Raw genomic sequence first — 13,497 nt, 5'->3', positions numbered from 1 at the left:
TAGTGCTAGCAGGTCCTAGGGCGCTGAGGCTGGGTGGTCGGTGCCTGCCGGCTCCGCCAGTCGCTTGACCGCCGCCGCGACATTGCGGAAATACCAGCGCCGCCCCGGCTCCTTGAAGTAGCCGGCCTCGCGCAGCACCCGCAGCACATTGCGCTGTGCGGCGCAGATGGCGACATAGATGCCGGCCTCGTGTAGGTCGTCGAGCACCGCCTCCAGCGCCACCAGGCCGGTGGCGTCGATGGTCGGCACCGCCGACAGGTCGAGGATCAATGCCCGCACCTTGCGGTCGTGGCGGCGCAAGCCTTCCATCGCGCGCTCGGCAGCACCGAAGAAGAGGGGGCCGGCGATCTCGTAATAGCGCACATCGCTGGGCAGGCCCTGGGGCGCGTCGGGCGCGTTCTCGCCGACCAGGCGCACCATCGACACCTTGGACATGCGGTGCATGAAGAACAGCGCGCCCAGCACCACGCCGACGGTGATCGCCATCACCATGTCGACCATCACCGTCAGCACGAAGGCAGTCAGCAGCAACAGCACGTCGCCGCGCGGCGCCACCCGCAGGATGTGCCGGAAGTTGCGGCGCTCGCTCATGTTCCAGGCCACCATCAGCAGCAGCGCCGCCAGCCCCGACATCGGCAGCAGGGACAGCAGCGGCGCCAGGGTTAGCATGCAGGCCAGCACGAACAGCGCGTGGCTGATCGCGGCGATCGGCGAGCGGGCGCCGGTGCGGATGTTGGCGGCGGTACGCGCCAGCGCGCCGGTGGCGGGGATGCCGCCGAACAGCGGCGCCAGCACATTGCCCAGGCCCTGGGCGACCAGCTCGGCGTCGGGGTCGTGCTTTTTGCCGGTCATGCCGTCGGCCACCACCGCGCACAGCAGCGACTCGATGGCGCCGAGCATGGCGATGGCGAAAGCCGGGCCGACCAGGCTGCGCAGCAGCTCGAAGGACAGCTCCAGCGGCGCGCCATCCTTGCCGGGCAGATTCCAGGGCAGTTGCAGGCTGGGCAGCATCGGCGGGATGCCGGCGTGGATCTGGCCGTCGAGTACATAGCTGAAGCGGTCGGCGACGGTGGTGATGTCCACTCCCGGCAGCAGGTGTTCCAGCGCATAGCCGGCCAGTGCCGCGAACACCGCCGCGACCAGATAGGCCGGCACCGGCAGCTTCAGCCGGTTCCAGACGATCAGCAGGCCGAGTACGGACAGCCCCAGCCCGGTTTCCCAGGGACTGAAGCTGGGCAGGGCCGCGACCAGTTCGCCGAGGCGGCCGGCGAAATGTTCGGCGTGCGGCTGAAACTTCAGGCCCAGAAAATCGTGTAGCTGCAAGCTGGCGATCACCAGGGCGATGCCGCTGGTGAAGCCGGTGGTGACCGGGTGCGGGATGAACTGGATCAGCTGCCCCAGCCGCCCCCAGCCGAGCGCGATCAGCATCAGCCCGGCCATCAGCGTCGCCAGCAGCAGGCCGCCCAGGCCCTGGCTGGCGGCGATCGGTTGCAGGATCACCACGAAGGCGGCGGTCGGTCCGGTGACGCTATAGCGCGAGCCACCGGCGGCGGCGGTGAGCCCGCCGGCGATGAAGGCGGTGTAGAGCCCATGCTGCGGCGGCACGCCGGAGGCGATGGCCAGCGCCAGCGCCAGGGGCACCGCGATGATGCCCACCGAGATGCCGGCCAGGAGATCGGCGCGCAGCTCGCGCCGGCCGTAGCCCTCCGCCAGCGATTCGCGCAGGGCGATGCCCAGGGGCGGAAAGGCGCGCCGGATGCGGTGAAGAACGGTGGGCACGAGGGCAGCTCCGGTTCAGCGCGCGTTGCAAGCTGCTGACGCAGCCACGGCTGCCGGCAGGGGCTGGGCCGGCCGTAGTCCGCTGATGCATGCCTTGGCAAGCAGTACTGCAGTCATGCGGCGATTGTGCCGCAAACCGTCGGCTTGCCGCCTGGAGGCTGGCTTCCGCCACGGCGCAAAAGAAAACCCCGGCACCAATGGGTGCCGGGGTCGGGTTTGTTGCCGGGGTCTGTTGCTATTGGGCGCTGCGACGACGACGGCGCAACAGGCCCAGGCCCAGCAGGGGCAAGAGCAGCAGCAGGTTGAGCGCGCCGCCGAAGCTGCCGCTGGTGCCGCCCGAACTGCCACCGCCCGAGCTGGTGCCACCGGAGCTGGTGCCGCCCGAGGACGAGCTGCCCTCGACCGCGCAGGCGATGGGTGTGAAGTCTTCAACCACCCCGGTGAGGTCGGTGCTGTCGCGCGCCGGCGACACCGCGTCGCGCCCCATGCCGCGCTTGGCGAAGCCGGCCGAGCACTCGCTGAAGTCCTGGAAGTCGGTGGCATAGGCCGCCGCCAGGATGGCATCACGCGCCTCGGTGTAGGTGGCGTCGTCCGGCGTCATCTTCAGACCGGCGATCACGTAGTCCTGCATCCGGCTCTGTGCCTCGGCGTAGCTGTGGCGCGGGTCGTTGAGCAGGCCCACATAGCACTCCCACATCGCATTGGCCCAGATCTCGCCGGCGTTGTGCACCTCGGAGTTGGTGGCGCCATCGCCGCCGTCGGGCGTCGCCTCGCCATCGGAGATGTGCCTGAAGGTGAAGGCGTTCTTCTCCATGTCCGTCGAGTAGGGCGCGCGGCGGATGCCGGAGTAGAAGCCGTTCACCACATAGCCGGCCAGGCCATAGGCGCCCTGGTAGTGGTCGTTGCCCGGCACCAGGCGGTCTTCCGGGCGGGTCGAGAGCAGGAAGGCGTCGATGTCGCCCCAGCCCTCGCTCATCGCCCCGGACTGCTGGTTGCTGGAGTTGGTCAGCCGGTGGTGTACGTAGTGGAAAAACTCGTGCGCGACGATCTGGTTGTCGAGCGTGCCGTCGAGATCGGTGCTGGCCTCGCGGCTCAGCTTCAGCTGCACGTCCTTGCCTTCGGCGAGCAGCGCCTTGATGGCGTCGCCGTCTTCCTGGCGGATCATCACCGCCGGGGTGGTGTAGGTGAAGTCGGTGGAGATGTAGGGCAGGCTGATCGGCAGATCGGCATTGCCCATCGGGATCGGATCGCCGTCGGTATTGTTGACCACCACGATTGCCGCCGCGCCGGACAGCTGTGCGAAGCGCGCCTTGGTGGTGAACGAACAAGTACCGCGGTCCACCAGGGCGATCTTGCCGGCCAGCGACAGCTGAGGCAGTGCCGGCAGCGCCGAGATCAGCAGCGTGGTCAGGCCGGTGGGGTCGGGGTTGACGATGCCGCAGCCGTCGGTGGCGACGTCGTAGCCGTCGTCGGCGAGCACCACCGAGGTGGCCGCGAGATCCCAGCTGGCCGGGCTGAAGCTGCCCACCGAGAACAGCAGCGGCTGCCCCTCGCTGGGCGCCACCTGCTGCACGCTACCCTTGATGACGCCGTCGAACAGGTACTGCTGCATGCGCGGCGAGGAGCCGTCGGCGGGGGTGGCCATGTTGGCATTGCTGCGGCCGGAAGCGTCCTGGCCCTGGGCGAGGATGGGGTCGCCCTCTTCGCCGCCGCGACCGTAGTTGCTGGTCTGGGCGTTGCCGGCTTCTTCGTTGAAGCCGTGCTGGTACCACCAGTCATGCAGCCAGTTGTTGATGTAGAACAGGCTCACCGCCGCCGCGTTCTTGGCGTTGTCGTGGCTGGGGTCTTCGTCCGGCTCGATCGCGTAGTCGAAGCTGTGGTCGCCGGTGGTGGCCGGGTAGATGTCGCCGACCAGGGCCACGCAGGTGTTGAGGATGGGATCGAGCAGCGGGCTGCTGATCAGGCCCGAGGTCGGCGAGTCGACCACGTCGATGCAGGCGCTGACGTTGTTGCCCACCGTCTTGCTGGCGTCGTCGGCCAGCCAGGGATCGCCGATGCCGGCGTCGCTGAGGGTGATCATCTGGGCGCTGACGTCGCTGATGCGTTCCAGCCGCTCGCTCGGCGAGCTGCCGGGGAAGGGCGTATAGCCATTGCCCAGCGGCGAGTCGTAGGGCGTGTAGGCATTGCTGGCGTCGTCGGCGAACACCCGGTAGCTGAATGGCGTGGCGCGCGCCACCAGATCGCGGCGGTGCAGGATGCTGCCGTCCACCGCCGACACCACCAGGCCGTAGGCGCCCAGCTCGCCCTGCGATTGGCTCTGCGAGAACAGCTCGACGTAGTAGGCCGGCTCCAGATGGCCGTCACGCGGGTAGTACAGCGCCTTGGCGCGCGGCAGGCGCTCGAAGCCCTGCTGACTGCCCAGAGCGGCGGTGGAGAACCACTGATAGCCATGGCGCTCGAACGCCGGCTTCAGCAGGCCGGCTTCCAGCTTGCCGCCGAGGCTGGCCCAGCCGGCCGCGATGGCCTGCGCGGCGCTGCGCTTGAAGCTCAGCGCCTTGGCGGCGGTGGCGTCGTAGTCGCTGGCGAAATAGCCGGAGACCGCCACCGGCGTACCCGCGCGGTCGAGCAGCACATTGAGCCTGCGGCCGTACACCTCGACGCCGTTCACCCTCTGCTTGAAGCGCACCACCGCCGGACCGTTGCCGTTGTACTGGGCGTCGCTGACCTCGGCCTCGGCGATCATCGCCTCGCTGAGCTTGAGCAGCCCTGCCTCGGCACGCAGCTGCTCGCGGGCACGGGCGATCAGCTGCTCGCGTTCGGTGAGCGCGCCCACCGCCTTGGCGGTCGCGGTTTTCTCCGCCCACAGAAAAGTCGGCAGGCCGAGGTTGCGGTCGTACAGCGCGTTCTGGTGGCGGCCGCCAAAGCCGCCCGGGATCGGTGCCAGCTTGGCGGCGTATTCGCTGCGGCTGCGGTCGAAGTTGGGCAGGCCGCCGGTTTCGTGGCTGCCCAGGCGGCCGGACTTCGCCAGCAGGCTGGCGTGGCCGAGCGCCTTGGAGTCGGTCGGTGCGACGCAATCGGAGCCGAATGCGGGAGACAGGCTCGCGCCCAGGCCAAGACTGATGGCCGTAGAGATGCAGAAGGTTTGCAGTTTCATCGAAACTCGGGGGGCTAATGACAAAGGTTGAAGGATCAAACCGGGAAGGAGACCCAGAACAACACCCCACTCAGAGCTCGTCGTGAGCCTGAGTCTGATAGTTGGGGTATGGAGTTCGTGCGATTGACAAACAATCGACAAATTCCAAACTTTCTCTGTGCTTCCTGCACTGTTTGTTGCCGGTTTTCTCGAATTTCACGAGTCCCGGCGGGCGGCGAATATGCAGCACAAGTCGTGCCGACTCCAGTCTCAGGTTGCCAATCGGGATCGCGCTGGCGCGCTGGCCTCAGGGCGGGCAGGATGTCGCGGCGTTCCGGAGCGGACGCTTGGATCAAAGCAATCCAGAACCAGGGAATCAGGGATGAAGGACTTACGACCGCCGGTGCGACCGGCGCAGCGGCGAGGGCCGCCCGGAGACGATTCCGGCGAGCTGCTCAAGGTGGTGATCGTCGCCTTGCTGCTGACCGTCGGACTGATGTTCGCCTACCAGTACAGCAAGCCCAGGCCGATGCCGCCGGTCGCAGCAACGCCGCCCGCAGTGCCAGAGCCGCCGCCCGCCACGGCGAGCATGCCGCCCCGGCCCGACTACGGCAGTCCGGCGTCGCCTGCGCCTGTGGGGCCCAGCGCCTCCGAGTGGAGCCGGCTGGACTCGCTGCGCGACTACTGCCAGCGCATGACCCGGATGAATGCCGGCGGCGAGTATCCGTCCCTGCAACGCTCGGCCTGTGGCGATTACGCCCGCTATGCCCAGGCGCATGGGTTTGGTGCGGTGGCTCTGCCCGAGGTTCAGGAGGCCTTGCCCGGGCCGCCTCGACCCGCACCCGCATGGACGGCTGAACGCAGTCCGGCGCGGCCGCGGACTCCGCCGGGAGATTGCTACTCGCTTGAGCGAGAAAAGCAGAGCATCAACGCCCGAACCCGAGAGTTCCACTCTGGGCAGGAGGCGGAGTGGTATCGGCAGCGACTACGCGAGATAAACGCCCGGATGTGGGACCTGAATTGCCGCAACCACTGAGCGCCGCAGATCCCCATTTCGCCCTCAGGCGGTGACGGTCACCGGCCGCGCCTCGCGGCGATGCGTGGACAGGAACTTGCCCAGCTCCCAGACGAACTTGCGCGGACTCTCGAACGGCACCGCGTGGCCGCAGTGCTCGAAGCGCACCAGCTCGCAGTGCGGCACCCATTCCGGCAGGCGCAGCTGGCCGCGCGCCGGGTACATGGTGGAATCCATGCCGACGAAGGCGCGCATCGGTACCGGCATCGCCGGCAAGCTCGGCCGCCAGTCGTAGTCGTCGCGCAGATAGCTGCGCAGGGCGTCCATGTAGATCGGCCAGTTGCTGATCGGCGCCACCCGGCGGATCAGCGCCTCGTGGCGGGCCAGGCCGCTGATGCCCTGCCAGGCGCGGCCGGCGAAGGCATGGCTGAAGAATTCGGCGAGGGTCTGCCAGAGCCGGCTGCGCAGCGTTGCCGGAATCTGCTCGAAGCGCTGGCCGCGCCAGTGTTCGAGATCGCGCATCAGGCCGCTCCACTGGCCAAGCTTGATCGCCTGCCGGCTGCCGAGCAGGCCGTCGCGCCAGTCCGGGCCGTTGAGCACGCAGGGTGCCTGGTCCATGTGCAGATAGGCGCGCACGCCGGCCATGCCGTAGCGGCGCTGGTATTGCAGGCTGGTGCAGGCGCCCATCGACAGGCCGCCGAGGATCACCTCGCTCTCGCCCAGATGGGCCAGCAGGTCGGCGAGATCGTCGGCGTGCTGGTCGAGCAGTTGCGGCCGCGCCAGCGCCAGCTGGTGCGAGCCGCCGAAGCCGCGCAGGTCCGGCAGCACGAAGCGGTAGCGCGCCGCCAGCGGCGCGATGAAGGGCAGCCAGAGAAAGCCTGGCATCGCGAAGCCGTGCAGCAGCACGACCGTGGGCCCGCGTCCGAGCGAGTGGTAGTGCAGCCTGGCGCCGTCGCGCATCTGTGCGTGGTTCATAGGCTGGAGACGCTAACGACAATCGCCATTGTTGAAAGCCATCCCGACCCCGAACCCCGCCCTGCGGTAGCAAATCCGCCCCCGGCGGTGCCTGGAGCTGCTGGGCGCTATTGCGCCGCGACCGCGCGGCCGCTGTAGACGTAGGTCATCGGCCGCGGGCCGGGCAGGTACTTGGTTTCCAGCGCGGTGGTGGCGAAGCCGCCGTCCTTGAGCAGTTGCGGCACGTCGCGGGTGAGATTGCAGCCGCCGGCCAGCGGCTTCCAGCAGGGATTGAGCCGGTATTGCCAGGCGCGCACGCTGGCGTCTGGCGCCAGGCCGTGTTCGCAGAACAGCAGCTCGCCGCCCGGCTTGAGCACGCGCCGCATCTCGCGCAGCGCCGAAACGCCGTCGGGAATGGTGCAGAGCGTGAAGGTGCAGACCACGCTGTCAAAGCTGGCGTCCTCGGCGCCGATCTGCTCGACCACCAGGGGCACGGTCTGCACCGGTATGCCGATGTGCGCGGCACGCTTGCGCGCCAGCGCCTGCATCTCGGCGGCGGGATCAACGCCGTAGATGCTGCTCACCCGCGCCGGATCGTAGTGTTCGAGGTTGAGGCCGGTGCCGATGCCGATCTCCAGCACCCGGCCTCGCGCCAGCGGCACGATGCGGGCGCGCTCGCCACGCACATGGCGGTTGCCGCAGGCGCAGTCGATCAGGTGCGGCAGCAGGTAGCGGTCGTAGAGGCTCATGGGGTTCTTAAGTGTTTGATCAGATCGAGGCGCAGGATCGCGCCCTCGGTTTCGTCGGTAAGCAGGTAGAGCGCGCCGTCCGGCCCCTGCCGCACGTCGCGCAGGCGGCGGTTGAGGCCTTCCAGCAGACGCTCCTCGGCGACCACCCTGTCGCCCTCCAGGCTCAGCCGCGCCAGCTGGCCGAACTTCAGCGAGGCGACAAAGGCGCTGCCCTTCCAGGCCGGGATGCGGTCGGCGGTGTAGAAGGCCAGCCCGCTGGTGGCGATCGACGGCAGCCAGTAGTGCCGCGGCTGCTCCATGCCAGCTTTTTCCGTGAGCCCTTCGCCGACCTTCAGCCCCGAGTATTCGCGGCCGTAGGTGATCACCGGCCAGCCGTAGTTGCGGCCCGGCCGTACCCGGTTCAATTCGTCGCCGCCCTTGGGACCATGCTCGCTGATCCACAGCTCGCCGGTTTCTGGGTGGATCGCCGCGCCCTGCGGATTGCGGTGGCCGTAGCTCCAGATCTCCGGCCGCGCGCCGCTGCTCCGCACAAAGGGATTGTCGGCCGGTATGCCGCCGTCCACGCGCAGGCGCACCACCTTGCCCAGGCCGTTGTCCAGCGTCTGCGCCTGGGCGCGGCCGGTGTAGCGCTCGCCCAAGGTGACAAACAGCGTGCCGTCGCGCGCGAAGGCCAGCCGCGAGCCGTAGTGGTTGTCGCTGTCGGCCAGGGCCGGCTCTTGGCGGTAGATCACCCGCAGCTCGCGCAGGCTGGCGCTGGCGCGGTCCAGGCGCGCGCAGGCTACCGCCGTGGCACTGCCGTCCTCGCCGCGTGGCTCGGCGTAGCTGAAGCAGATACCGCCAGTAGTGCCGTGATCGGGAGTGAGTGCCACGTCCAAAAGCCCGCCCTGACCGCGCGCATGCACCGCCGGCAGTCCGCGGATCGGCGCGCCGATCTGGCCCTCGCGGCTGACCAGGCGCAGGCGGCCGGGGCGTTCGCTCACCAACATGGCGCCGTCCGGCAGAAAGGCCAGCGACCAGGGCTGCTCCAGGCCGCGTGTCAGCTCGCTGAGCACCAGGGTTCCGGCCTGCGAGGGGAATTCCAGAGGCTGCCCCGCTGCCGCGGCGCTGGCGCGCAGGTCGCCCTGCCGGTAGGCCGCCAGCGACAAGGCTGTCAGCATGACAGCCAGCAGCGCCGCGCGGCGGCCCGGGCGCTTCAGGCGTATCACGCCCTAGCCCAGGGGGCCGCGATGCACGGCCAGGCCGGCAAAGGCCTGGCAGGTCGGCATCAGCGAGATGGTGTTGATGTTGATGTGCGCCGGCCGCGTCGCGATCCAGTGCACGGTGTCGGCGATGTCCTCGGCGGTCAGCGGCTGGGTGTCTTCGTAGACCTTGGCGGCGCGGGCGTCATCGCCGTGGAAGCGCACATTGGAAAACTCGGTGCCCCCGCAAAGGCCGGGCTCGACATTGCTGACCCGCACCGGCGTGCCCAGCAGATCGGCGCGCAGATTGAGCGAGAACTGCCGCACGAAGGCCTTGGTGCCGCCGTAGACATTGCCGCCCGGGTAGGGCCATTCGCCGGCGATGGAGCCGAGGTTGACGATGTGTCCGCGACCGCGCGCGACCATGCCCGGCAGCAGGGCGCGGGTGAGGTAGAGCAGGCCCTTGATGTTGGTATCGACCATCTGCTCCCAGTCGTCGAGGCTGGCCCGCTGCGCCGGCTCCATACCCAGGGCGAGGCCAGCGTTGTTCACCAGCAGATCGACGCTGGCGAACTCGGCTGGCAGCGCCGCGACCGCGGCTTCGACGGCGGCGCGGTCGCGCACGTCCAGCGGCAGGGCCAGGCAGGGCACGGCGAGTTCATCGGCCAAGGCCTGCAGGCGCTCGCCGCGGCGGCCGGCGAGGACCAGTCGGGCGCCGTCGGCGGCGAAGCGGCGGGCGATGGCGGCACCAAACCCGGCGCTGGCGCCGGTGACGAGTACTGTTTGCGGATTCATGGCGAGGGTCGGCTTGCGAAAGGCCGCCAGTGTGCGCAAGCACCGCCGCGCCGTCACCTGCCCAAGGTTGGGCCTGCCGCGAGTAGCCGGGTCGGCTGGTTTACTTCTATCGGCTTCGCCTCAGGGCGCGCACTGCGGATTCTTGCCGGCGGCGCGCGCCTGCTCGTAGATCGGCATCGATACGTTCAGCCGCTCCGAGAGCTGGCGAATGCGGGTTTCGTCGGAAGGGTGGGTGGACATGAACTCCGCCGGCTTGTCGCCGCCCAGGCGCGCCATGTTCTGCCACAGCGGAATCGACTGGCGTGGATCAAAGCCGGCCTTGGACATCAGGTCCAGGCCAAGCAGGTCGGCCTCGGACTCGTGGGTGCGCGAGAACGGCAGCACGAAGAAGACGTTGCCGGCCATCTCGAACAGCCGCGGGTCGTAGCCGGTGGCGATGCTCGCCACCTGCGCGCCCAGGCCGGCCGCCATCTGGTCGGACATGCGCTCGGCCGAGTGATTGGCCAGCACATGCGCCACTTCATGGCCGATCACCGCCGCCAGCTGGTCCTGGTTGGTGGCTGCCTTCAGCAGGCCGGTGTAGACGCCGATCTTGCCGCCGGGCAGGGCGAAGGCGTTGATGTCCTTGGAATCGAACACCGTCACCTCCCACTGCTGGTTGCCGGGGATCTCGGCGGTGACCTTGCGCGCCACGCAGCTCACGTAGCCATTGAGTTTGGGGTCCTTGGTGGCCGGGGTTTTCTTCTGCATGTCGCGGTAGGAGGCGATGCCCATCTCGGTCACCTCCGACTGCGAGACCAGCATCAGCTGCCGACGCCCCAGTGGCGAAGTTGCGCAGGCCACCAGCAGCAGGCCGGTGACGAGGGCGGTGGTCAGGGGACGCAGGCGCATGGGCAACTCCAGGGACGAGGCTGGGCGCATGATACGAAAGCCCACCCGGATCGGAAGCCTGTCCGCCATGTCGTCCCCGCTCAGACCCGCCGCCTTGTGGCTGCTGCCGCTGCTCGGCGGTGGCCTGCTGGCCTATGCCTGGCTGCGCGGGCCGGCGGTGGTCATCCAGCCAGAGCCGGGGCAGAGCCCGCGCACGGTGGTCAGCCTGCAGCTGGCCGCCCTGCGCCAGGTCGACGAACCCGCACCGGAAGCCGGATTCGCCACGGTGTTCCGCTTCGCCTCGCCGGAGAACCAGCGCAAGACCGGCCCCTTGCCGCGCTTTTCGCGGCTGCTGCGCAGCGGCCCCTATGGCGCGCTCATCAATCATCGTCAGGCGGTGGTGCTGGCCGCCATCGAGCGGGGTGGGCAGGTCTCGGTGCCGGTGGAGGTCACCAGCCGCTCCGGCCGGGTTTACCGCTTCGTGTTCCTGCTGCGCCGGGCCGACGATCCGTCCTGCCCCGGCTGCTGGCGGACCGAGGGCGTGATCCCGCCCGCGGACGCCGCGACCTCACCGGAGACCTGAGCGGGCTCCGGGCCGCTGTCGCCGGGATTTCCAAAGCCCGCCGAGCCACACTAAATTACCGGTCAAAGAAATCCCGGCCCGGGAGGGGGCGAAAGCCCCAAGCAGGCGCGCCGCCTGCCTCTGGCAATACCGGTTTGGAGTTAGAGGGGATCGCTGCATGTCGTCACGCGTTACCGGAACCGTGAAATGGTTCGACAACGCCAAGGGGTTCGGCTTCATCCGCCGCGGCGAGGGCGAGGAAGACGTCTTTGTCCACTTCCGGCAGATCCAGGGCGAAGGCTTTCGCAGCCTGCGCGAGGGACAGCTGGTGAGCTTCAGCCTGGTGCAGAGCGAGAAAGGTCCACAGGCCGACGAGGTGACGCCGCAGTAAGCGGGCTCAGTGCCCGCCCGCCGCCTGCTGTAGGCCGCTGGCGGTGATGCTGGTGCCGCCCAGGCTCCAGCCGCCATCGACCGGAATCACCGCGCCGGTCACATAGCGCGCCAAGGGCGAGCCCAGCCAGAGGCAGCAGTTGGCGATGTCGTCCACGCTGCCGAAATGCCGCAGTGGCACGCTGTCGGCCACCGCTTTTTCCAGCGCGAGAGTCGGCGCCAGCCGCTTCATGCCCTCGGTATCGGCGATCGGGCCGGGCACTACCGAGTTCACCCGCACTCCGGCCGCACCCCACTCGATGGCGGCGACGCGGGTGACCATGTCGACGCCGGCCTTGGCGGCGCAGACGTGCATCTGCAACTGCATGGCGTTGTAGGACTGCGGTGCGGAGATGTTGACGATGCTCGCACCCGGCTTGTTGAGGTGCGCATAGGCGGCGCGCAACACGTGGTAGGTGCCCAGGAGATCGATGTCGATCACGGTCTTGAAGCCGTTGGCGGACATGCCCAGCGCCGCCGCCGGGAAGTTGCCGGCGGCGCCGGAGATCAGCACGTCGATGCAGCCCAGCTCGCTCGCCGCGCTGGCCAGCGCGGCTTCCACCGCCGCGTAGTCGCGCACGTCGGCGGCGTAGCCACGCACCTCGCCGCCGTGCTCGCGCAGGGCCGCCACCGCCGCTGCCACCTTGTCCGGCGAGCGCGACAGCACCGCGAGCTTCGCGCCGGCGCGGGCAAAGCCGTGGGCGATGCCGAGGTTGATGCCGGAGGTGCCGCCGGCGACGAACACGGTCTTGCCGCGGTAATCGATGCTCTGCTGCATGGGTTCTCCTCCCACGATGGTTCTTCTTTTGTTGGTCGCGGCCGGCTAGGCCGGCGTGTAGGCCAGCGCCGTGCGCAGGGTTTCCTGCAAGGCGCCATTGCTGGCCAGCACGCTGGTGGTGGCCAGGCTGATCGGCCCGCCGTCCAGCTCGGTGAACACGCCGCCGGCTTCGCGCACGATCACCACCAGGGCGGCGATGTCGAGGATGTTGACGTTGGTTTCCACCACCGCGTCGATGCGGCCCGAGGCCAGCAGGTGGTAGTGCAGAAAGTCGGCATAGCCGCGGATGCGGTGCAGTTGCGGAATCACCGCGCCCAGGCGCGCCCAGCTCGGCGAGGCGGCGAGCGTGGCGAGATTGCCCAGAGACAGCGTCGCCTTGGCCAGGCTGGCGATGTCGCTGACCCGCAGCGGCTCCGGCCCCTGCGCGCCGAGCAGGTAGGCGCCCTGGCCGCGCTCGGCGTAGCAGGTTTCGCCGGCGCCGCCGTTCCAGCAGGGCGCGCTGGAGACACCCAGGATCAGCTCGCCGCGGTGCATCAGCGCGATCTGGGTGGAGAACATCGGGTAGCCGCGCACGAAGGCCTTGGTGCCGTCGATGGGGTCGACCAGCCAGAGGTATTCGGCGCTGGCGTTGTCCTTGCCGCTCTCTTCGCCGAAGAAGCCGTGGCCGGGGAAGTGCTTGAGCAGCACCGCCTTCACCGCCGCTTCGGCCGCCTCGTCCACCTCGGTCACCGGCGAGGCGTCGGCCTTGATGCGCACCTCGAAGTTCTTGCGGTAATGGGCGCGCACCACGGCGTCGGCGGCGCGGGCGGCTTCGAGGGCGGCGTTGAGAAACGGACTCATGGTGAAAGGTCAGGCTGGCTTTACGGGGCGCCTAGCTTAAACGGCTCGTCCGCCTGCGGGTTTGCGCGGCCGGTTCGCCGGCTCTACAGTGCGCGCGCTTGACGGTGCCCCGAGGTGCGATCCCCATCGCCCGGAGGGTTAAACGGGAAGCCGGTGCAATACCGGCGCTGCCCCCGCAACGGTGAGCAGGAATCGATCTCCCTTGGAGCCACTGGCGCAGCCGCGCCGGGAAGGCGGAGACCGACGAGGGCCTGGCATTGCCGGCGCCCTCAGCCTGCGAGTCCGGAGACCGGCCTTCGAGCCAGCACGGATTCGCGGTGGGCGAAGCCGGCGTGGCTCGTTTCCGGCCGCGCCGAAGCTCGTTCTCCCTGGGTCCGCCTTACCCACCTAGGGCCTTGCGGGGACGCAAGGCCGG

12 protein-coding genes and 1 riboswitch are annotated in these 13,497 nt (G+C 69.0%); of the genes, 3 read left to right on the top strand and 9 right to left on the bottom strand.

The genetic code is table 11. The features are described from left to right. Positions 1-15: 15 nt before the first annotated feature. Both dauA and AC3WT6_RS01485 read right to left on the bottom strand, forming a co-directional pair. Complete coding sequence (dauA, locus tag AC3WT6_RS01490) at positions 16-1,779, bottom strand: C4-dicarboxylic acid transporter DauA (protein ID WP_492651778.1); 1,764 nt, start codon at positions 1,777-1,779, stop codon at positions 16-18. Between the two features lie 235 nt (positions 1,780-2,014). Next, a complete protein-coding gene (locus AC3WT6_RS01485) occupies positions 2,015-4,933 on the bottom strand; it encodes a M36 family metallopeptidase (RefSeq protein WP_492651777.1) in 2,919 nt (972 codons plus the stop codon). 361 nt (positions 4,934-5,294) lie between these two features. On the opposite strand from AC3WT6_RS01485, the gene AC3WT6_RS01480 reads away from it, so the two are divergent. Next, complete coding sequence (locus AC3WT6_RS01480; RefSeq protein WP_492651776.1) at positions 5,295-5,948, top strand: hypothetical protein; 654 nt, start codon at positions 5,295-5,297, stop codon at positions 5,946-5,948. A 24-nt stretch (positions 5,949-5,972) separates the two neighbouring features. On the opposite strand, the gene AC3WT6_RS01475 is transcribed toward AC3WT6_RS01480, so the two are convergent. The 5 genes from AC3WT6_RS01475 to AC3WT6_RS01455 form a co-directional block, all read right to left on the bottom strand. Further along, positions 5,973-6,902 (bottom strand): alpha/beta fold hydrolase, encoded by a 930-nt coding sequence (locus tag AC3WT6_RS01475; RefSeq protein ID WP_492651775.1) that lies wholly within the window; start codon positions 6,900-6,902, stop codon positions 5,973-5,975. A gap of 107 nt (positions 6,903-7,009) precedes the next feature. Then, entirely contained in the window at positions 7,010-7,630 is a 621-nt protein-coding gene (locus AC3WT6_RS01470) for a class I SAM-dependent methyltransferase (protein WP_492651774.1), read from the bottom strand. After that, positions 7,627-8,787, bottom strand: a complete 1,161-nt coding sequence (locus tag AC3WT6_RS01465) for a PQQ-dependent sugar dehydrogenase (protein ID WP_492651773.1) — start codon at positions 8,785-8,787, stop codon at positions 7,627-7,629. The genes AC3WT6_RS01470 and AC3WT6_RS01465 overlap by 4 nt, the downstream gene beginning before the upstream one ends. A gap of 51 nt (positions 8,788-8,838) precedes the next feature. Further along, positions 8,839-9,603 (bottom strand): SDR family oxidoreductase, encoded by a 765-nt coding sequence (locus AC3WT6_RS01460; RefSeq protein ID WP_492651772.1) that lies wholly within the window; start codon positions 9,601-9,603, stop codon positions 8,839-8,841. 120 nt (positions 9,604-9,723) lie between these two features. Further along, entirely contained in the window at positions 9,724-10,494 is a 771-nt protein-coding gene (locus AC3WT6_RS01455) for a M48 family metallopeptidase (RefSeq protein WP_492651771.1), read from the bottom strand. A 67-nt stretch (positions 10,495-10,561) separates the two neighbouring features. Between AC3WT6_RS01455 and AC3WT6_RS01450 the strand changes: the two genes are divergently transcribed. Continuing rightward, positions 10,562-11,056 carry a DUF4864 domain-containing protein gene (locus AC3WT6_RS01450; protein ID WP_492651770.1) on the top strand — a complete coding sequence of 165 codons (495 nt, stop codon included), beginning with the start codon at positions 10,562-10,564 and terminating at the stop codon, positions 11,054-11,056. Positions 11,057-11,213: 157 nt separating this feature from the next. Continuing rightward, positions 11,214-11,426, top strand: coding sequence for a cold-shock protein (locus AC3WT6_RS01445; protein WP_492651769.1), 213 nt, complete (start codon positions 11,214-11,216; stop codon positions 11,424-11,426). Between the two features lie 6 nt (positions 11,427-11,432). Here the strand turns inward: AC3WT6_RS01445 and AC3WT6_RS01440 are convergent, their stop codons facing one another. Continuing rightward, positions 11,433-12,242, bottom strand: coding sequence for an SDR family oxidoreductase (locus tag AC3WT6_RS01440; RefSeq protein ID WP_492651768.1), 810 nt, complete (start codon positions 12,240-12,242; stop codon positions 11,433-11,435). Positions 12,243-12,287: 45 nt separating this feature from the next. Continuing rightward, entirely contained in the window at positions 12,288-13,082 is a 795-nt protein-coding gene (locus AC3WT6_RS01435; protein WP_492651767.1) for an inositol monophosphatase family protein, read from the bottom strand. A gap of 85 nt (positions 13,083-13,167) precedes the next feature. Continuing rightward, positions 13,168-13,394: riboswitch (cobalamin riboswitch) on the top strand. Positions 13,395-13,497 lie beyond the last annotated feature (103 nt).

The sequence above is a fragment of the Stagnimonas sp. FW305-C-60 genome, assembly GCF_058782965.1.
Note: the sequence above shows the minus strand (reverse complement) of the source record. Positions and strands in the feature narration are given on the sequence as shown.